The sequence below is a fragment of the Pantoea sp. Cy-639 genome, from assembly GCF_011752525.1.
GTDB lineage: Bacteria > Pseudomonadota > Gammaproteobacteria > Pseudomonadales > Pseudomonadaceae > Aquipseudomonas.
In genome coordinates, this window is the sequence record NZ_VWXI01000012.1 from 103,035 (window position 1) to 123,314 (window position 20,280).

Annotated in this window: 17 protein-coding genes and 1 tRNA gene; 9 read left to right on the forward strand and 9 right to left on the reverse strand. The window is 65.4% G+C overall.

What is annotated here, in order from left to right:
* The first annotated feature begins 252 nt into the window (after positions 1-252).
* The 3 genes from F3J43_RS15895 to F3J43_RS15905 are packed head-to-tail and all read left to right on the forward strand — an operon-like array spanning position 253 to position 5,360.
* Positions 253-2,496 carry an ATP-binding protein gene (locus F3J43_RS15895; RefSeq protein WP_166888308.1) on the forward strand — a complete coding sequence of 748 codons (2,244 nt, stop codon included), beginning with the start codon at positions 253-255 and terminating at the stop codon, positions 2,494-2,496.
* A 7-nt stretch (positions 2,497-2,503) separates the two neighbouring features.
* Positions 2,504-2,965, forward strand: a complete 462-nt coding sequence (locus F3J43_RS15900) for a response regulator (RefSeq protein ID WP_166888311.1) — start codon at positions 2,504-2,506, stop codon at positions 2,963-2,965.
* A gap of 10 nt (positions 2,966-2,975) precedes the next feature.
* Entirely contained in the window at positions 2,976-5,360 is a 2,385-nt protein-coding gene (locus tag F3J43_RS15905) for a PAS domain-containing hybrid sensor histidine kinase/response regulator (protein ID WP_166888314.1), read from the forward strand.
* Between the two features lie 60 nt (positions 5,361-5,420).
* On the opposite strand, the gene F3J43_RS15910 is transcribed toward F3J43_RS15905, so the two are convergent.
* Positions 5,421-5,495: transfer RNA gene (locus F3J43_RS15910), tRNA-Gln, on the reverse strand.
* Positions 5,496-5,786: 291 nt separating this feature from the next.
* On the opposite strand from F3J43_RS15910, the gene F3J43_RS15915 reads away from it, so the two are divergent.
* Positions 5,787-6,029, forward strand: a complete 243-nt coding sequence (locus tag F3J43_RS15915; protein ID WP_166888317.1) for a hypothetical protein — start codon at positions 5,787-5,789, stop codon at positions 6,027-6,029.
* 27 nt (positions 6,030-6,056) lie between these two features.
* On the opposite strand, the gene F3J43_RS15920 is transcribed toward F3J43_RS15915, so the two are convergent.
* Positions 6,057-7,946, reverse strand: coding sequence for a propionyl-CoA synthetase (locus F3J43_RS15920; protein ID WP_166888321.1), 1,890 nt, complete (start codon positions 7,944-7,946; stop codon positions 6,057-6,059).
* A gap of 153 nt (positions 7,947-8,099) precedes the next feature.
* On the opposite strand from F3J43_RS15920, the gene F3J43_RS15925 reads away from it, so the two are divergent.
* Positions 8,100-9,413: a leucine-rich repeat-containing protein kinase family protein gene (locus tag F3J43_RS15925; RefSeq protein ID WP_166888324.1), complete on the forward strand. Its 1,314-nt coding sequence runs from the start codon at positions 8,100-8,102 to the stop codon at positions 9,411-9,413.
* Positions 9,414-9,458: 45 nt separating this feature from the next.
* On the forward strand, positions 9,459-10,325 hold the full coding sequence (locus F3J43_RS15930) for a LysR family transcriptional regulator (protein ID WP_166888326.1): 867 nt from the start codon (positions 9,459-9,461) through the stop codon (positions 10,323-10,325).
* Here the strand turns inward: F3J43_RS15930 and F3J43_RS15935 are convergent.
* The 5 genes from F3J43_RS15935 to F3J43_RS15955 form a co-directional block, all read right to left on the reverse strand.
* On the reverse strand, positions 10,299-11,456 hold the full coding sequence (locus F3J43_RS15935; protein WP_166888329.1) for an HPP family protein: 1,158 nt from the start codon (positions 11,454-11,456) through the stop codon (positions 10,299-10,301). The two genes, F3J43_RS15930 and F3J43_RS15935, sit on opposite strands and share 27 nt — an antisense overlap.
* A gap of 213 nt (positions 11,457-11,669) precedes the next feature.
* A complete protein-coding gene (locus F3J43_RS24335; RefSeq protein WP_166888333.1) occupies positions 11,670-12,989 on the reverse strand; it encodes a sensor histidine kinase in 1,320 nt (439 codons plus the stop codon).
* Positions 12,986-13,654 (reverse strand): response regulator transcription factor, encoded by a 669-nt coding sequence (locus tag F3J43_RS15945; RefSeq protein ID WP_166888336.1) that lies wholly within the window; start codon positions 13,652-13,654, stop codon positions 12,986-12,988. The genes F3J43_RS24335 and F3J43_RS15945 overlap by 4 nt, the downstream gene beginning before the upstream one ends.
* The gene (locus F3J43_RS15950) at positions 13,655-13,924 is read right to left on the reverse strand and encodes a PepSY domain-containing protein (protein WP_205297903.1); all 270 of its coding nucleotides are present in this window, start codon (positions 13,922-13,924) and stop codon (positions 13,655-13,657) included.
* A gap of 44 nt (positions 13,925-13,968) precedes the next feature.
* Positions 13,969-14,277, reverse strand: a complete 309-nt coding sequence (locus F3J43_RS15955) for a PepSY domain-containing protein (protein WP_166888341.1) — start codon at positions 14,275-14,277, stop codon at positions 13,969-13,971.
* A 214-nt stretch (positions 14,278-14,491) separates the two neighbouring features.
* Between F3J43_RS15955 and F3J43_RS15960 the strand changes: the two genes are divergently transcribed.
* Together F3J43_RS15960 and queD are read left to right on the forward strand one after the other, a co-directional pair.
* Positions 14,492-15,571 carry a patatin-like phospholipase domain-containing protein gene (locus F3J43_RS15960; protein ID WP_166888344.1) on the forward strand — a complete coding sequence of 360 codons (1,080 nt, stop codon included), beginning with the start codon at positions 14,492-14,494 and terminating at the stop codon, positions 15,569-15,571.
* A 5-nt stretch (positions 15,572-15,576) separates the two neighbouring features.
* Complete coding sequence (gene queD / locus F3J43_RS15965; protein ID WP_205297904.1) at positions 15,577-15,981, forward strand: 6-carboxytetrahydropterin synthase QueD; 405 nt, start codon at positions 15,577-15,579, stop codon at positions 15,979-15,981.
* 39 nt (positions 15,982-16,020) lie between these two features.
* Here queD and F3J43_RS15970 read toward each other — a convergent pair whose 3' ends face one another.
* Complete coding sequence (locus F3J43_RS15970) at positions 16,021-16,656, reverse strand: hypothetical protein (protein WP_166888350.1); 636 nt, start codon at positions 16,654-16,656, stop codon at positions 16,021-16,023.
* Positions 16,657-16,729: 73 nt separating this feature from the next.
* Positions 16,730-17,197: a DUF1289 domain-containing protein gene (locus F3J43_RS15975; RefSeq protein ID WP_166888353.1), complete on the reverse strand. Its 468-nt coding sequence runs from the start codon at positions 17,195-17,197 to the stop codon at positions 16,730-16,732.
* Positions 17,198-17,601: 404 nt separating this feature from the next.
* Between F3J43_RS15975 and acnB the strand changes: the two genes are divergently transcribed.
* Complete coding sequence (acnB, locus tag F3J43_RS15980; RefSeq protein ID WP_166888566.1) at positions 17,602-20,211, forward strand: bifunctional aconitate hydratase 2/2-methylisocitrate dehydratase; 2,610 nt, start codon at positions 17,602-17,604, stop codon at positions 20,209-20,211.
* Positions 20,212-20,280: the final 69 nt, after the last annotated feature.

The window sequence follows — 20,280 nt, forward strand, 5'->3', positions numbered from 1 at the left end:
AAGTTGAGCTTGAGCGTAGCAGCGGGATGGGATCCAGGATGGCAGCCGCCCACTCTCTTTGGCATTAATGCCAAGGACGGAGCATCAGGACAGCGGCGTCCCGCCAGAGCGCCATTTGCGCCCCCGCTCGCCAACAGTCCCCTTCCGTTCGCCATAGACCGGCAAATTCGCCAAGGTTCTGATACCGTGCAGAACAATCATCCTGTAACAAGCGCACCCCTCGTGCGTGGAAGGACCCGACAGGAGTCACCCGTGACAATAGCTTCGACCTCGCTCGACCAGGCTGTCGAGCATTGCGCCCAGGAACCGATCCAGGTACCTGGCAGCATCCAGCCCCAGGGGTTTCTGGTGGTGCTGGACGACGATCTGAACATCCTCCAGGCCAGCGCCAACATCGAGCAGTGGCTTGGCGTGCCAGTCACGCACCTGCTGGGCCAGGCCTTCCCCGACCGGCTCGACGAGCGGGATCACCTGGCCGACCTGCTCGACACGCTGCCCACCGAAGAAATCTTCCCCTTCCATATCGGTGACGTTCGCCTGCGCCAGGGCTCACCCGGCCAGGCGCCGCTGCGGGTGCTTGCCCACCGCCACGACCAGGTACTGATCCTCGAACTCGAGCCCTGCCGCAACAACCGCACCAGGCAGGACGACTACTACCCGCTGGTGCGCGCCTTCGTCAGCACCTTGCACCAGGCCACCAGCATCGATGAACTGCTGCAGCGCTCGGTGCAGCAGATCAAGCGCATCACCGGCTTCGGCCGGGTCAAGGCCTACCGCTTCGATGCCGAGGGTACCGGCACGGTACTGGCCGAGGACGCCGACCCTGGCTACCCGCAATACCTGGGATTGTGCTTCCCGGCCTCGGACATTCCCCGCCAGGCCCGCGCGCTGTACCGCATCAACCGTATCCGCGTGATCGAGAACGCCAACTACCAGCCCTCGCCACTGGTCCCTGCCGCCAATCCGCGCACCGGCGCCGCGCTGGACATGAGCTTTGCCTCGTTGCGCAGCGTGTCGCCGGTGCACCTGCAGTACATGCGCAACATGGGCACCCTGGCGTCGATGTCGCTGTCGATCGTGGTCGACGACCAGCTCTGGGGGCTGGTGTCCTGCCATCACGAGCAGCCGCGTGCAGTGGATTTTCGCACCCGTACCGCCTGCGAGTTGTTGGCCAACGTGCTGTCACTGCAGATCGAGGCCCACGAGTCGCACAATCACACCCGCGCCTTGCTCACCCTGCGTCAGCGCATCGTCCAGTTGCTTGCCTCGATGGCCGACCACGACAGCGTCAGCCAGGGACTGCTGGCGCAGCCCGAGGTGATGCTGCGCTTCGCCGACGCCACCGGCGCGGCGATCATCAGCGCCGAGCGCTGCGACCTGATCGGCCACACGCCGCCCCCGGCCCTGGTCAACGCCCTGGTGCACTGGCTGGCACAGCGTGGCGAAGACCTGGTATTTCACACCGACAACGTGCGCCGCGACATCGAACTGCTGCCGGAGTTGGCCACGCATGCCGCGGGCGTGCTCGCCGTGGCGATCTCACAGATCCATTCGCACTACCTGGTGTGGTTCCGCCCCGAACAGGCGCAGGTAGTCAACTGGGCCGGACGCCCGGACAAACAGGTCGGCCCCCAGGGCAATCTCAACCCACGGCACAGTTTCGAGCGCTGGCAAGAAGAGGTGCGCGGCTTCAGCGCCCCTTGGCCAGCGCTGGTCGTCGAGGGCGCTCTGGAGCTGCGTGGCGCCGTGCTCGGCATCGTCCTGCGCAAGGCCGAGGAACTGGCCCAACTGGCGAACGAACTGAAGCGTTCGAACAAGGAACTCGAGGCCTTCTCCTACAGCGTCTCCCACGACCTGCGCGCGCCGCTGCGACACATCGCCGGCTACAGCGAACTGCTCGGCGAAATCGACGGCGAACACCTGAGCGAACGCGGCAAGCGTTTCCTCGGCCATATCGAGGAAGCCGCACAGTTCGCCGGCACCCTGGTGGACAACCTGCTGAACTTCTCGCAGATGGGGCGTTCAGCGCTGCGCCTGTCCGAGGTCGACCCCAATGCCCTGGTCGAGGCCATTCGCACGGAGCTGGCCCCCGACCTGGCTGAGCGCGAGGTTGTCTGGGAAGTCGCCGAACTGCCGCGGGTGATCGCCGATCCGGCGTTTCTCAACATGGTCCTGCGCAACCTGATCGGCAACGCCATCAAGTACAGCCGTGTACGTCACCCGGCGCGCATCCAGATAGGCGCCGTGCCGCACCCCCATGAAGTCGAACTGTTCGTGCGCGATAACGGCGTGGGCTTCGACATGGCTTACGCCGACAAGCTGTTCGGCGTATTCCAGCGCCTGCACCGGTTGGAGGAGTTCGAAGGTACCGGCATCGGCCTGGCCAGCGTGCGCCGGATCATCGAGCGGCACGACGGCCGGGTCTGGGCCGAAGGCCGTCTCGACCAGGGCGCCAGTTTCCATTTCACCCTCCCCCGTCACCCGCAGCTTGCCTGAGGTCACCATGCTCAAACCCATCCTGCTGGTCGAGGACAACCCCCGGGATCTGGAGTTGACTCTCCTGGCGCTGGAGCGCAGCCAGCTGGCCAACGAGGTGATCGTCCTGCGCGACGGCGTCGAGGCCCTGGACTACCTGTTGCGTCGCAATGCCTACGCCCAGCGCGACAGTAGCAACCCCGCCGTACTGCTGCTGGACCTCAAGCTGCCCAGGGTCAATGGCCTGGAGGTACTCAAGCAAGTGCGCGACACCCCGGCGCTGTGCAGTATCCCGACCGTGATGCTGACATCCTCACGGGAGGAGCCCGACTTGTTGCGGGCCTACGAACTGGGGGTCAACGCCTATGTGGTCAAACCGGTAGAGTTCAAGGATTTCGTCACTGCCATTGCCGAGTTGGGGGTGTTCTGGGCGGTGCTCAACGAGCCTCCGCCCGGTTCGCTTCGCCTGAACCGTCGCGACAACCACTGAGGGCGACGCAATGCCGCACGCAGCGCTGAACCTGCTGTTGGTCGAAGACAGCAGCATGGACGCCGAACTGGTCCTGCTGCGCCTGGAGCGCAGCGCAATCACCGTTCGCTCGCGCCAGGTGTTCGACCATGTCGGTGCCGAGCTTGCATTGCGCGAAGGCCGCTTCGACCTGATCCTGTGCGACTGCGTGCTGCCAGGCTCGTCGGGTGCCCAGGTACTGGCCATCGCCCAGCGCCTGGCGCCAGACCTGCCATTCATCTTTCTCTCCGGCATTTATGGCGAAGAACATGCGGTGGAAATGATCCGCCTGGGCGCCACCGACTATGTGCTGAAGAAGAACCTGTCGCTGCTGCCCAAGGCAGTACGCCGTGCCCTGGCCGAGGTGCAGGAACGCCAGCGCCGGCGCCAGGCCGAGGCAGCCCTGGCCGAGGTCGAGGCTCGCGCGCGCATCGCCATCGATGCCGCCGGCATGGGGACCTGGGACTTCCGCCCGCAAGACGGCCTGATGTCGTGGGACGCGCGCTGCAAGCAATTGTTCGGCCTGCCTGCCGACACCGACATGAACCTTGCCGTGTTCTATGCCGGAATCTACCCCGAGGACCTGCCCCAGGTCCGCGACGCCGTCGAGCAGGCCATGCGCCCGGACAGCAACGGTCATTATCGCGTCGAGTTCCGCATCGCCCAGACAGGCGACCGTGCACCGCGCTGGTTGCTTTCCAGCGGCCAGACCACGTTCGCCGACGGCCGCTGCGTGCGCTTCACCGGCGTGCTCCAGGATATCGACCAGCAACGCCAGGCGACCCGGGCGCTGGAGCAGCTCAACCTGTTGCTGGGCAAGCGGGTCGAGCGCCGCACCCGCGAACGCGACCGCGCCTGGGAACTGTCCCAGGACCTGCTGGCCGTGCTCAACAAGGACCTTACTCCAGTGGCGCTGAACCCGGCCTGGGAAGCCAGCCTGGGCTTCACCCGTGAGCGCCTGGGGCAGATCTCGCTGCTGCAGTTGCTCCCCGAAGCCGACCAGGAGGCTTTCCTCGCCGAGCTCGCCGCACTGTCCATGGGCCGTGCCAGCGCACGCTTCGTCGGCCGCATCCTGCATGCCGGCGGCCAGCCGCGCTGGCTGTCCTGGGTGGTGGTGCCCGACGATCAACTGCTCCACGTGGTCGCACGCGACATTACCAGCGAACGCGAAGCAGCGCTGGAGCTGGCGCAGGCCAACACCCATCTGCGCGAACAGATCGCCGAGCGCGAACGCGTCGAGGCGGCGCTGCAGCAGATGCAGCGCCTTGAAGCCGTCGGCCAGCTCACCGCAGGCGTGGCCCACGACTTCAACAACCTGCTGACCGTTATTCTCACCGGTGCCAGTTTTCTTCAGCGCGACCTGGACACAGGCCTGCTGGAGAAGGCAGGCAGTCGCCTGCAGCACATCCGCGAAGCAGGCGAGCGCGGCGCCAAGCTGACCGCCCAACTGCTGGCCTTCTCCCGCAGACAACGCCTGGAGCCAGTGACGCTGGACCTCAACCGCACGCTGCTAGGGCTCGAGGAACTGCTACGCCGGACCCTGGGGGGCAATGTCTCGGTTCGTCTGGACCTGGAGCACCGGCTGTGGCACGCGCTGGCCGATCCGACCCAGACCGAGATGATCATCCTCAACCTGGCGATCAACGCCCGCGATGCCATGCCTGACGGCGGCCAACTGGTCCTCGCCACGCGCAATACCCACGTCAGCGTCCGGCCCCAGCATCCGCAAGACCCGGAGCCCGGCGCCTACGTGCTGCTGAGCATTCGCGACAGCGGCTGCGGCATGAGCGCGCAGGTGCTGGCCAAAGCCTTCGAGCCGTTCTTCACCACCAAGGACATCGGCAAAGGGTCGGGTCTGGGACTGGCCCAGGTGTTCGGCTTCGCCAAGCAGTCTGGCGGCGGGGTGCGCATCGACACCACGCCAGGGCATGGGACCCAGGTCAGCGTCTACTTGCCAATGGCCCGCCAGCAGGCCCTGGAGGCAACCGGGCCCGCCGCGCCGCTCGTCCAGCCGGCGCCGTCGGCGACAGGGCGTACCGTGCTGCTGGTCGACGACGACCATAGGGTGCGGGAAATGATCGGCGACCTGCTGCGCCGCTGCGGCTACACCGTGCGCCAGGCGCACAACAGCGAACAGGCCCTGGCGCTGCTCGACGAAAGCATCGAGCTGCTGCTCACCGACTTCGCCATGCCTGAGTTCAACGGTGCGCAGTTGGCTCAGGCCGCACGCCAGCGCTACCCGCAACTACCCGTGGTGATACTCACCGGATACGCGCAAGTGCAAAGGCTGGAGCTGCCCGGCAGCGTGGTGCTGCAAAAACCGGTCAGCGAACAGGCACTGTCCCAGGCTTTGGCCGAACTGTTGAAAAAAATCTGAAAGGCAGAAACGAAAAAATCGCCGGACGGCGATTTTGGAGAGTATTTCCAGCTTGGGAAATGGCAGGGGCGGCTGGATTCGAACCAACGCATGGCAGGATCAAAACCTGCTGCCTTACCGCTTGGCGACGCCCCTGTATCGGCTTCAGCGAGTGCTTGGCACTGCCTGACTGATGCTTCCCGACAAGCGCTGTGTTGTGCTGTGCGGGAATGGCCGGCACTTTAACAACAAGTTTTTCAGATGGGAAGCTTTTTTTAAAAAAAATCATAGAAAAACAGCAGGTTAGTCGAAACAGCCCGATTTCCCGGGCATTTCTGCAGCCTCGTTGCCGGCCCGCTCGTCGCTTTCCCGACGGCATGCCTCAACCTATTTCCGTCCGCCCCTTCCAATCAGGTAGAGCCTGTCTTGCATCACAAGGAGGACGCCATGCCTGTTTCCCATGACCTCTACCAGGACCTGCACTACCCACGCGAAATCGTCCAGCAGCGACGCCAGCAGGACCCGCAGCTCGATCGCCTGCTCGATGAATACATCGACATCGACAACCAGGTACTGGCTGGCGAGTCGATCTCGGCCGGCAACTTCGTCGACGAGGACCTGCGCCACCTCAAAGAGCGCCGCCTGGCGATCAAGTACCTGATCGAACGCCAGCTCGAGCACAAGGGCTGACGGCACCGCTCTGGAATACCAGCAGGCTCAGACCGCCCGGGGCAGGTCCGCCAGGACGCTCTCGATCTCCCCCAGCACCGCCGGATCATCCAGGGTCGAGGGCGGCGCATAGTCCTGCCCATCGGCGATCTTGCGCAGCACCGCCCGCAGGATCTTGCCCGAGCGGGTCTTGGGCAGGCGCCTGACCAGCCGCACCCGGTTGAAGCAGGCCAGCGCGCCGATCTGCTCGCGCACGCTGGCCACCAGCTCGGCCTGCAGTTGCATCTGGCCAACACTCTGGCCGTCCTTGAGCACCACCAGCGCCAGCGGCACCTGGCCCTTGATCTCGTCGTGCACACCGACCACCGCGCACTCGGCCACCGCCGGATGACGCGCCACCAGGTCCTCCATCTCGCCGGTGGACAGGCGATGGCCGGACACGTTTATGACGTCATCGGTGCGCCCCATGATGTAGACGAAGCCCTCTTCGTCCAGGTAGCCGCCGTCACCGGTGTGGTAATACCCCGGGTGACTGTGCAGGTACGCCTGCAGATAACGCTCGTGATCCCCCCACAGCGTCTGGCTGCAACCGGGCGGCAACGGCAGGGCGATGACGATGGCGCCCTGCTGGTTCGGCCCCAGCGGCCGGCCATCATCGTCCAGCACCTGCACGTGATAGCCGGGTACCGCGCGGTTGCTCGACCCCGGACGCGCCGCGCTGCCTTCCAGGCCCACGCAAGGCGCGGTCACTGGCCAGCCGGTCTCGGTCTGCCACCAATGGTCATGCACCGGCTTGCCGCTGACCCGTTCCAGCCACTCATGGGTGCTGGAGTCGAGCTTCTCGCCGGCCAGGAACAACTGGCGCAGCGAGCCCAGGTCATGCCGGCGGATCAGCTCGCCGTGCGGATCCTCCTTGCGGATCGCGCGCATGGCGGTGGGCGCGCAGAACAAGCCATTGACCTTGTACTGCTCGACCACCCGCCAGTAGGCCGAGGCGTCCGGGGTACGGATCGGCTTGCCTTCGTAGAGCACCGTGGTGCAGCCACTCATCAGCGGCCCATAGACGATCAGCGAATGACCGACCACCCAGCCGACATCGGAGATGCCCCACCAGACATCGCCCGCCTGCATGCCATAGACATGGCGCATGGCGTAGCACAAGGCGACGGCGTTGCCGCCATTCTCGCGGACGATGCCCTTGGGTTTGCCGGTGGTACCGGAGGTATACATGATGTACAGCGGATCACCGGCATCCACGACCACTGGCGCTACCGCCTCGGCGCCGAGCAGCGCCTGCTGCCAGTCCAGGTCGCGTCCCGGCTGCAGCTCGGCCTGCGCCTGGGGGCGCTGCAGCACCAGCACATGGCGCGGCTGATGCTGGGCCAGTTGCAAGGCGCGGTCGACCAAGGGCTTGTACGCGATCACCCGGTCGAATTCCAGGCCACAGGACGCAGTGAGCAACAGCGTCGGCCGGGCGTCATCGATACGCAACGCCAGCTCATTGGCGGCAAAACCACCGAACACCACCGAATGCACCGCGCCGATGCGCGCGCAGGCCAGCATGGCCATGGCGGCCTGGGGCACCATCGGCATGTAGATGATCACCCCGTCGCCCTTGTCCACTCCCAGTGAACGCAACACGCCGGCCAGGCGCGCCACTTCGTCGCGCAACTGGCAGTAGGTGAAGGTCTGCTGCACGCCGGTCACCGGCGAATCGTAGATCAGCGCCAACTGCTCGCCGCGCCCCTGCTCGATCTGGTGGTCGAGGGCCAGGTGACAACTGTTCAGCCGGCCGTCGGCGAACCAGCGATGGGTGCCATCGGGGTTCTGCTGCAGGGTAAGGGAAGGCTTGCGCTGCCAGGCCAACTGTTCGGCCTGGGCCTGCCAGAAAGCCGCGGGATCGGCGATGGAATGGACATAGCTGTGCTGGTAGGTCATTGGTTCGCAACCCGGTACTTGTTGTTATTGAAGGGCGAATCTTGAGTATGGACCGGGGCTGCATGCTCGCCATCGGACTTAAGTCGCAACCCATGTGCAGATTTGCAGCACGCAAGCGCCTAGAATGGTCGCCTTCGATTGCAGAGCGCTTTCATGCACACTCTTGACGACCTACGCGCCGGCCGCCTCGCTGGCATCACCCGCCTGGACCTGAGTCAGGGCCTGACGGCGTTCCCCGACGAGATCTACACCCTGGCCGACAGCCTCGAGGTGCTCAACCTCACCGACAACGCCCTGAGCGAACTGCCCGACGACTTGCATCGTCTGACCCGCTTGAAGGTGCTGTTCTGCTCGAACAACCGCTTCGGCCAGTTGCCACTAGGCATCGGGAGCTGCCCTGCATTGGAAACGGTGGCCTTCCGGGGCAACCAGATCACCCAGGTCGATGCCCGGGCCTTTCCGGCCACCTTGCGTTCGCTGGTCCTCACCGACAACCGGCTCGAGCAACTGCCCGAAGGCCTGGGTGACTGCGCCCAGTTGCAGAAGCTGATGCTCGCGGGCAACCGCCTGAGCGCCCTGCCTGCCGACCTGGCCAGCTGCCAACGCCTGGAGCTGCTGCGCATCGCCTGCAACCGCCTCACGGCGCTGCCCGACTGGCTGCTGACCCTGCCACGCCTGGCCTGGCTGGCATATGCCGACAACCCGCTGCGCAAAGGTTATGCCGCCCCGTCTGTGGACAACCACTGCCCGGTCCTGCACTGGGCGGATGTCTGTCTTGACGAGCAGTTGGGCAGCGGTGCTTCTGGGGTGATCTACCGCGCGCACCTGCAAGGTCGGCAGACACCGCTGGCAGTGAAGATCTACAAAGGCGCCATCACCAGCGATGGCTCGCCACTGGCGGAGATGGACGCCTGCATTGCCGCTGGCGCGCATCCGCAGTTGGTCCGCGTGGCCGGGCGCATCGACGATCACCCGCAACACTTGCCGGCCCTGGTCATGGAGATGATCGACTCACACTGGCTGAACCTGGCGGGTCCACCCAGCCTGGACGGTTGCACCCGCGACAGCTATCCGGCCAGCCGGCGCCTGACGCTGCCAGCCCTGCGCCGACTGGCCGCAGGTATCGCCTCGGTCTGCGCTCACCTGCATGCTCGCGGCCTGAGCCATGGCGACCTGTACGCCCACAACATCCTGTTCGACGAAGACGGCCAATGCCTGCTGGGGGACTTCGGCGCGGCGTCGTTCCACCCGCACGATGACGGTCTGGCCGCCAAGGCGCTGGAACGTCTGGAAGTACGGGCCTTCGGCATTCTCGTGGAGGAATTGCTGGGCTGCTGCGACCAGGATGACCAGGGCCTGCGCGAGCTGAGCCGGGCCTGCCAGCAAGCTGATGTGCTGGCGCGTCCGGGCTTTGCCGAGGTGGTTGCCCACGGATCGCTGCAGGAGCCAAGTCGCCCCACACCGTAACAAAGCCTCTAGAATGAGCCACCCTTTCGCCACAGAAGCCGCCCCATGGATATCGATCAGGCCCGCACCTTCCTGGAAATCGTACGCTGCGGCAGCCTGGTCGCTGCCGCCGAGCGCCTGTTCGTGTCGCAGACGGCGATCACCGCCCGGGTCCAGCGCCTGGAGCAGCAGCTGGGCTGCCAGTTGTTCGTGCGCAGCCGCAACGGTGCCAGCCTGACCAGCGACGGCGAAGCCTTCGTCACCTACGCCAACCAGATGGTCCAGACCTGGGAGGCCGCGCGCCGCGACCTGCCGCTGCCTCAGGGTTGCCAGCAGGTGCTGCATGTCGGTGGCGAGGTGAGCCTGGGCAACCCGATGATGCTCGACTGGGTCAGCGCCCTGCACCGTGAGCTGCCCAGCCATGCCATTCGCAGCGAGGTCAGCGATGGCGAGTCGCTGCTGCGCAAGGTCGAGATGGGGCTGCTCGACGCCGCCCTGGTGTACCAGCCGACCTACGGCCCAGGCTTGCAGGTCGAGCAGTTGATGGAGGAAAAGCTGATCCGTGTACGCCGGGTCGACGCACCCGATCCGTACATCTACATCGACTGGGGCGAAGCCTTCCGCCGCCAGCACGACGCCGCCCTGCCCGACCTGTCGCGCCCGGCGCTGAGCTTCAACCTGGGCCCGCTGGCCTTGCAGTTCATCCTCGACCAGGGCGGCAGCGGCTACTTCCGCACCCGCGTGGTGCAGGCCTACCTGCAGAGCGGCGTGTTCGAACGGGTGCCGCAGGCGCCGGAGTTCACCTACCCGACCTTCCTGGTCTATCCCCGCAAGCGCGACAGCGAGGCGCTGCAGCAGGCGTTCAGCGTGCTGCGTCGGCTGGTCGCCGCTGGCGAGAGCGACTGGTCACAACGCTGGGACCCGGTGATCTGATCCCTGCGCGGCGGCATTGAGCAGGTGCCGCTTGAGGCCGGCGATCAGGTCGGTCTGGGTGATCACCCCCACCAACGTGTCGCCGTCAAGCACCGGCAGGCAATGCAGCCCCTGCTCGCTGAGCAGCGGCAGCAGGCGCTCCAGCGGATGCTGGCTACCGACGCTGACCACCCGACGGCTCATCACCTGCTCCAGACGCACCACCTTGCGCCGGAACAGCCCGCGCCAGCTGAAACGGCCACGGGCCATTGCCGGGCCGACCAGGTCGCTGAGGCTGACGATACCCACCAGGCGCCCCTGCTCCAGTACCGGCAGGGTTTTCAGGTGGTGGCTCGAGAGCATGCTCCAGGCCTGTTCGAGGGTGGTGCGCGGCGTTGCCGACTGCACATCGCGGGACATCACTGCAGCGGCGGTGATGCCGCCCAGGCTGCGTTGCAGGGCATGCTGCTCGGTGGCCAGGATAATCCGTTCGAGCTCGTCGCGGGTCACGTCGACGAACTCGCCGATCTCTTCCAGGGCCTGGTCCAGGTCCTCGGCGTTGATGCCGACCCGCTCACCCGGCAGCGGGTCATGGGTGTGGTGCAGGTCCTTGCGTGGCGCCGCGCCCTTGGGGTAGCGCACGCCGGTGAGACGGTTGTAGGCCACCGCCACCACGACCAGGACCAGCGCGTTGAGCAATACCGGCTCAAGCATGTGGTCGCCCATCGCCACCAGCCCCGGATCGGCCAGCACCGCGCTGACCGCCACCCCGCCACCGGGCGGGTGCAGGCAACGCAGCAGGCACATCGCCAGGATGGCGACAGCCAGCGCGGCAGCGGCCACCCACAGCCCGTCACCGAAGCCATGGCGCATGGCCAGGCCCACCGCGCCGGCCAGCGCATAGCTGCCCAGCACCGGCCAAGGCTGGGCCAGCGGCCCCGAATGCACCGCGAACACCAGCACCGCCGAAGCCGCTAGCGGCCCCAGCAAGTGCAGAGCGATCGACGGCCCATAGAGCAGGCTGCACAGGTAGCCGGCGAGAAACAGGCCGAGCAGTGCGCCAAGGCCTGCGCGCAGCCATTCTTTGGGAGGGATGTTCAGGGGCGCCGGGAGCAGGCGCTGCAGACGGCTTTCGGGACGCGAGGCAGGCATCGAGGGGTGTATTCGTATTTTTCGGGTGGAAAAAGAAAGCCCAGCGTTACCTGCCTGGGCCCTGTATTGCCAAGGCAATAGCGCAAGGGGCTCCGTCCGTGGAGAGATGGAAACCGGATGGTTTCAAGAGGCGGGATTGTGCCGGGCTGCCAGGCAATGGGCCAATTCAAAAAACTGCGCCTGTACTGCAATTTTTTTGCAGGGTTCAGCGCCTCATCGCGCCTTGCGCGGCAGATCGATATTCACCCGCAAGCCGCCGAGCGCGCTGTCGAGCAAGGCGAGCCGCCCGCCCCAGGCCTCGACGATATCGCGCGCGATCCCCAGCCCCAGGCCATGGCCGGCCACCTGCTCGTCCAGCCGCGCACCACGCTCGAGCACCTGCTGGCGCTGCGCCTCGGGAATTCCCGGGCCATCGTCATCGACCCACAGCCGGTAACCCTCGGGGGTCGGCGCAATGCCCAGACGCACCTCGCTGTCGGCCCATTTGCAGGCGTTGTCCAGCAGGTTGCCGAGCAACTCCAGCAAGTCCTCGCGATCCCACGGCAACAACAGGCCTGGCGGCACGTCACGCTCGAGCAGCAGACCTTCGCCATGGATCATGCCTAGCGTCGACAGCAGTCCAGGCAGCTCTGCGTCGCAATCGAACTGCGCGCCGGGCAGCGCGTCACCGGCCAGGCGCGCACGGTTGAGTTCGCGGGCCAGACGCTGCTGGATCTGCTCCAACTGCTCACGCAACTGCGCCCGCACCTCGGGCAGCGCCTGCAGACGCTCGCTGGCGGCCAGGCTGAGCAATACCGCCAGCGGCGTCTTCAGCGCATGCCCAAGGTTGCCCAGAGCCGTGCGCGAACGACGCAGGCTGTCCTCGGTGTGGGCCAGCAGGTGGTTGATCTGGTCCACCAATGGCTGCAACTCGCTGGGTACCTCGGCATCCAGCTGCGAACGCTGGCCCTGCTGCAACTGGGCGATCTGCTGCCGTGCCCGCTCGAGCGGGCGCAGCGAGCGAGTCACGGTGATGCGCTGCAGCACCAGCACCAGCAGCAGGGCCAACGCCCCCATTCCCAGGCCGATCTGCTGCAGGCGTCGAAAACCCTCGCGCACCGGCGAATAATCCTGGGCCACGCTGATCGAGACATCCTGGCCCAGGCGCCGGTAATCGCCACGGTAGGCCAGCAGTTGCTGGCCCTCAGGGCCCAGCTCATGGCCATCGTCCAGCCCTGGCCGGGCCGGCTTGGGCATGTCCAGGTCCCATAGCGAACGTGAGCGCCAGGTGCCCTGGTCGAAATCGATGCGAAAGTAATAGCCCGAGAAAGGCTGCTGGTAGGCCGCCGACAGCCGCCGTTCGTCCAGTTGCAAGCCGGCAGGCCCACGCACCAGCGCCACCAGCAGGTTCTCGCTTTCCTTGCGCAGGCCCGCCTCCAGGTAGCGCTGCAGGCCCGCCTCGAACAGCCACAGGGTCAGTTGCGCCAGGGTCAGACCGACCACCACCAGCACCGCCACCAGCCCCAGACTCAGGCGCGCCTGGATCGACTTCACGCGATACTCCCGGCATACACGTAGCCCTGGCCACGGCGCGTTTCGATCACGCTGCGCCCGAGCTTGCGCCGCAGGTGGTTGACGTGGACTTCGAGCACATTCGAGTCACGTTCGGTCTCGCCGTCGTACAGATGCTCGGCCAGGTGGCTCTTGGAGAGCACCTGCCCCGGGTGCAGCATGAAATAGCGCAATAGACGAAACTCGGCGGCCGTCAGTTGCACCTCGGCACCATCCCGGCTGACGCATTGGCGCGATTCGTCCAGACGCAGCCCCGCCGCCTCTAGGGTCGGCTGGTTGGCCAGCCCCTTGGCCCGACGCAACAGGGCCTGAAGGCGCAGTTGCAGCTCTTCGGGGTGAAAAGGCTTGGTCAGGTAATCATCGGCGCCGGCCTTGAGCCCCTCGATACGCTCGGCCCAGGAGCCGCGCGCGGTGAGAATCAGCACTGGCGTGCCCAGCCCCGCGCCGCGCCACTGCGTCAGTACGTCAAGGCCCGGTAGCCCCGGCAAACCAAGGTCGAGCACGATCAGGTCGTAGGGCTCGCTCTGCCCCTGGTACACCGCGTCACGGCCGTCGGCCAGCCAGTCCACGGCATAACCCTGGCGTTGCAGGGCAGCGGTCAATTCGTCGGCCAGGGGGACGTTGTCCTCGACAAGCAGCAGGCGCATTCAGTCGTCTTCCTCGTCCTTCAACAGGGCCCCGGTGCGGGCATCGTACTTGATCTCGCGCACTACGCCGCCTGGGGTCAGCAGTTCGACCTCGTACTCGTAGCGGCCGTGTTTCTCTTCCAGTTCCGCCTCCAGCAGGCGCGCCCCGGGGTAACGCCCCAGGGCGGCATCGAGCAGTTGCTCCAGCGGCAGGATGATGCCCTGCTGCCGTAGTGCAAGGGCTTCATCCTGGTCCAGGTCGCGGGCGGCGGCGAGCGAGCAGACGGCCATCAGGAGCAGCCCCAGGCAACACGCTGTTCGCGGTAGATCAGGCATCAGGTGTCTCGCTCGTCCTTCAGGATTTCGCCGGTCTTGGCATCCAGGTCCACATCCCACTCGACATTCTGTGCGTCGCGCAGGTCGACCTTGTAGATGTAGCGACCGTATTCGTTTTCCAGCTCCGAGTCGGTCACGGTTGCGCCGGGGTGCTTGGCCACGGCGGCGGCTTTCAGTTCATCCAGCGACTTGATGGTCTTGGCGTTCACCAGCTTGACCACTTCATCGGGCTGAACGTCCTTGGCGAAGGCGGCATTGGCCGCAAAAGCCAGGGCAGCGGTGGCGAACAGGGCAGTCAGGGTTTTCATCGGTTCACTCCATCGGGGTGTGCAAGTTGTCTACGGGATCAAGACTAACCAGCGGTCCTTAACTCAACCTGAAAACAGCTGGCCGCATGATAGCGCAGCAGCCGTCACACCTGCATGCGCCCCACCAGGCCATGGGCGCCGGCAGAGGAGCGCGTGCCGCGAGAGGGCCGGCAAATCCCCTATACTGCCGGCCTGCCTTGCCTGAGACCTCACCATGAGCGCCATCCACCTCAAGTACCCCGCCCTGACGTTCAAGGCCGGCCAGCGTGCCCTGCGGCAAATCCGCGAGCGCGGCCTGCAAGCCGCCGATGTCGGCGTGCTGCCCGGTGCCGCCGGCGGCCCCAAGCCGCTGGGGATCCAGGGCCTGGACCTGGCCCTGTTCGGTGAGTGGCTGCCCTCGGCGCCACGCCAGCGCGCACTGATCGGCGCCTCGATCGGTGCCTGGCGCTTCGCCAGTGCCTGCCTCGACGACCCGGTCGCCGGCATCCGTCGTCTGGGCGAGCTGTACACCGAGCAGGACTTCGCCAAAGGTGTGACCGCCCGGGAGATCACCCAGAGTTGCCAGCGCATGCTCGACGACCTGCTGCTGGGTCGCGACGGGCAAATCCTCGCCAACGCCCACTACCGCCTGAACATCCTGGTGGTGAAGAGCCACGGCCAGCTCGCCCACGACCACCGCGGCCGCCTGGGCCTTGGCCTGGGCTCGGTGATCGCCAGCAACTTGCTGGGCCGCGCGCGCCTGGCCCGGCACTTCGAGCGCGTGATCCTGCATGACCAGCGCGCCACGCCGCCACTGGACGCCCTCACCGACTTCCCCTCGCGCTGCCTGCCGCTGGAACTGGCCAACCTGCGCCAGGCCCTGCTCGCCTCGGGCTCGATCCCGATGGTCATGGAAGGCGTGCGCGATATCCCCGGCGCGGGCGCCGGCACCTACCGCGACGGCGGCCTGCTCGATTACCACCTCGACCTGCCCTACCACGGCAACGACCTGGTGCTCTACCCGCACTTCACCGACAAGGTGGTGCCTGGCTGGTTCGACAAGGCGCTGCCCTGGCGCAAGGGCGACGCCACCCGTCTGCAGAACGTGCTGCTGATGACCCCGTCGCCGCAGTACCTGGCCGCCTTGCCCTACGGCAAGCTGCCGGACCGCAACGACTTCAAGCGTTTCATGGGCGATGCCGCCGGCCGCAAGCGCTACTGGCACAAGGCCATCGCCGAAAGCCAGCGCCTGGGCGACGAGTTGCTGGAGCTGATCGCCAACGGACGGTTGGCCGATCGGTTGCAAGCCTTGTAGCGGCCATGCTGGTAGACTGCGCGCAATATCGATTCACACAGAGTTCCGACAGCGTGGAAATTTTCAAAGAGTTCACATTCGAATCCGCCCACCGCCTGCCCCACGTCCCGGCCGGCCACAAGTGTGGCCGCCTGCACGGCCATTCGTTCAAGGTCGCCCTGCACCTGACCGGCCCGCTCGACCCGCACACCGGCTGGATCCGCGATTTTTCCGAGATCAAGGCGATCTTTAAGCCGATCTACGAGCAGTTGGACCACAACTACCTGAACGACATCCCAGGCCTGGAAAACCCCACCAGCGAAGTGATCGCCAAGTGGATCTGGGAGCAGGTCAAGCCTCTGCTGCCGGAGCTGTCGAAGGTGCGTATCCACGAGACCTGCACCAGCGGCTGCGAATACACCGGCGACTGATCGCTCGCTGCATCGGCGCCGCCAGGGCGCCCTGGCCGATCAGGGTCGGAAGGCCGCGTGAGGCGCGCTGAGGATTTCCAGCGTCACCAGGCTGCGCTGGCCACTGAGCATGTTCATCGCCCCCACACCATCGGTCTTGTAGCGCCGCACCAGGCGCCCCGTGGAAGTGACCAGTTCCAGGTTGCAGTGCACTGCGCCCTTGCGCAGGTTCCTGGCATCCAGCCCCTCGAGGGTCCATAACTGGGTGCCCAGGCTGCCTCGGTCGCTACCGGCCGGTTGCTCGGGACGCTTGAAACCCAGGTAGCCGGACCAGGCATGGTCGTTGAAGTCCAGCACCCAGTTCCAAGGCATCCAGACCCGGTCATAAGGCCTGATTTCGTAGCGGAACTTCGTCCGTGAATGAGGCAGGCCTTGCGAGTAGGCGCCGAACCAGAACAGCTCGCAATACGTATGCCCGCGCCTTCGGTAGTCCTCGGGTGACAGATGCTTTTCCTTCTGCCCCTCCGGCTCGGCCCGCAGGTAGCGATCCCAGCGTCCGCCGCTGTCGAACTCGACCCACAGCGGTGCCAGGTGCGGGGTGGCATCCAGCCAGTGCTCGGGCTCGATGCGCTCCTGCAGTTGCCACCAGCAACGTGCCAGAAATGAAAGTTGGGGGTTGTAGACATGACAGTTCACGCTGCCACTCCTCGTCAGTGAGTTGGCAGATGAACGTAAGCGCAATGCCGGCCACAAGGCAGAGGGAAACGGGCTACTCCAGCGCCTGCCTGAGGAACGCCGGGGCGATGTAGCGCTGGTAATGCGCCTCGGACAGCAGGAAGAATTCGCGATCGATGGCATCTCGCAACTGCGGCAGTTCCCAGTCGCGAAATTCCGGCAGCAGCGCCATGCCGTAGGCCTCGAGGTCACGGATCATCCGCGCCCCGCGGGCGATCAGCTGGTAGGCCCAGCAGTACTCGGACTGATGCTCGACGAAACGGATCGAACGCTGCCCCAGTTGCTGGCGCAGCAGGCCTTTGTCGAACACTTCCAGCTTGGCCATCATCACCTGCACCAGCAGTTGTTCCAGACGCAGCCAGACCGCACGCTTCTGCTCGTCGTCGTAGCCGTTCCAGTGAATCACCTCGTGGTGAAAGCGCTTGCAGCCACGGCACACCAGGTCTCCGTACACCGTGGAACAGAGGCCGACGCAAGGGGTCTTGATGGACTGGTTGGACATGGAAAAACAACGGCTTGGCGATGGAACACCGGTTCATGTTAGCCCTTTGTCTAACCAAGGTCACCCGTTAAAGTCATGATCGGCGCCTTACCTTCGGCTTTTTTTTGCCGTAGAATCACACCGCCTTTTCAAGGCAACAATGTCCGTTGGAAGCTGTTTTCAAAGCGTCACGAGCACAGTTCATCCGGTAGAACGGCGTTGGCCGGGCCATGCATCCCTCGCATGCCCGCGCCAGCCCTCATCAGCTCCCGTTCTGCAGGCGTAAAACTTTGAAAGCAGCTTCTGTAAGGATTCTCTGCGACCCTGGCCGGGCGACTCAAAAAGTCGTCACTGCGCATGGGTGCATTGAATGCTGGATGAGCGTCCCGGACTCCCTTTAGGGACCACTGATGAGGGTAATAACTGTGCTTGAAGCCTACCGCAAACACATCGAAGAGCGTGCCGCTCTGGGTATCGTGCCCCAGCCGCTGAACGCCGAACAAACTGCAGGCCTGGTCGAGCTGCTGAAAAACCCGCCGGCCGGCGAAGAAGCCTTCCTCGTAGACCTGATCACCAACCGCGTTCCGCCAGGAGTGGACGAAGCCGCCTACGTCAAGGCCGCTTTCCTCTCCGCCGTGGCCAAGGGCGAAGCCAAGTCGCCCCTGATCGACCGCAAGCACGCCACCGAACTGCTGGGCACCATGCAGGGCGGCTACAACATCGAAACGCTGGTCGCGCTGCTGGATGACGCCGAACTGGGCGCCGTCGCGGCCGAACAGCTCAAGCACACCCTGCTGATGTTCGATGCCTTCCACGACGTGGCCGAGAAAGCCAAGGCGGGCAATGCCCACGCCAAGGCCGTCCTGGAGTCCTGGGCTGCCGGCGAGTGGTTCACCTCGCGCCCGGCCATCGCCGACAAGTACACCCTGACCGTGTTCAAGGTGCCTGGCGAAACCAACACCGACGACCTGTCCCCTGCCCCGGATGCCTGGTCGCGCCCTGACATCCCGCTGCACGCCCTGGCCATGCTGAAGATGGCCCGCGATGGCATCGAGCCTTCGCAGCCTGGCTCGGTCGGCCCGCTGGCCCAGATCGAAGCGGTCAAGGCCAAGGGCCACCCGGTCGCCTACGTCGGCGACGTGGTCGGTACCGGCTCCTCGCGTAAATCCGCCACCAACTCGGTGCTGTGGTTCTTCGGCGACGACATCCCGTACGTGCCGAACAAGCGCGCCGGTGGTTTCTGCTTCGGCACCAAGATCGCCCCGATCTTCTACAACACCATGGAAGACGCTGGCGCCCTGCCGATCGAATTCGACTGCACCAACCTGGCCATGGGCGATGTCATCGACGTCTATCCGTTCAAGGGTGAAGTACGTCGCAACGGCAGCGACGAGCTGGTCACCAGCTTCGCGCTGAAGACCGAAGTGCTGCTCGACGAAGTCCGCGCTGGCGGCCGTATCCCGCTGATCGTCGGCCGTGGCCTGACCGAGAAGGCCCGCGCCGAACTGGGCCTGGGTGCTTCGGACCTGTTCAAGAAACCAGAGCAGCCTGCCGACTCCGGCAAGGGCTTCACCCTGGCACAGAAGATGGTCGGCCGTGCCTGCGGTCTGCCGGAAGGCCAGGGCGTGCGCCCGGGCGCCTACTGCGAACCGAAGATGACCACCGTCGGTTCCCAGGACACCACCGGCCCGATGACCCGCGACGAGCTGAAGGACCTGGCGTGCCTGGGCTTCTCCGCTGACCTGGTGATGCAGTCGTTCTGCCACACCGCGGCTTATCCGAAGCCGATCGACGTCACCACCCACCACACCCTGCCAGACTTCATCCGCACCCGTGGCGGCGTGTCGCTGCGTCCAGGCGACGGCATCATCCACAGCTGGCTGAACCGCATGCTGATGCCCGACACCGTCGGCACCGGTGGCGACTCGCACACCCGCTTCCCGATCGGCATCTCGTTCCCGGCCGGTTCCGGCCTGGTCGCCTTCGCCGCGGCCACCGGCGTCATGCCGCTGGACATGCCAGAGTCGATCCTGGTGCGCTTCAAGGGCAAGCTGCAACCTGGCATCACCCTGCGTGACCTGGTGCATGCCATCCCTTACTACGCCATCCAGAAAGGCCTGCTGACCGTCGAGAAGAAAGGCAAGAAGAACGCCTTCTCCGGCCGCATCCTGGAAATCGAAGGCCTCAACGACCTGACCGTCGAGCAAGCCTTCGAGCTGTCCGACGCCTCGGCCGAGCGTTCCGCCGCAGGCTGCACCATCAAGCTGCCGGAAAAGGCCATCGCCGAGTACCTGCAGTCGAACATCACCCTGCTGCGCTGGATGATCGGCGAAGGCTACGGCGATGCCCGCACCCTGGAGCGTCGCGCCCAGGCCATGGAAGCCTGGCTGGCCAAGCCTGAGCTGCTGTCGGCCGACGCCGATGCCGAATACGCCGAGATCATCGAGATCGACCTGGCCGACGTCAAGGAGCCTGTGCTCTGCGCGCCGAACGACCCGGACGATGCCCGTCTGCTGTCCTCGGTACAGGGCGAGAAGATCGACGAAGTGTTCATCGGTTCGTGCATGACCAACATCGGTCACTTCCGTGCCGCCGGCAAGCTGCTGGACAAGGTCAAGGGTGGTATTCCAACCCGTCTGTGGCTGGCCCCGCCAACCAAGATGGATGCCCACCAGCTGACCGAGGAAGGCTACTACGGCATCTACGGCAAGGCTGGCGCGCGCATGGAAATGCCAGGCTGCTCGCTGTGCATGGGTAACCAGGCACGTGTGCAGACCGGTTCGACCGTGGTCTCCACCTCGACCCGCAACTTCCCGAACCGCCTGGGCGACGCCACCAACGTGTACCTGGCTTCCGCCGAGCTGGCGGCTGTCGCTTCGATCATCGGCAAGCTGCCGACCGTCGAGGAGTACATGCAGTACGCGAAAGACATCGACAGCATGGCTGCCGACGTCTACCGCTACCTGAGCTTCGACCAGATCGCCGAGTTCCGCGAAGCGGCGGCCAACGCCAAGATCCCGGTGGTCCAGGCGTAAGTTGAGCAGCGAGCTGTAAGCTACAAGAACAAGCCCCGGTAGAAATACCGGGGCTTTTTTGTTGGCATC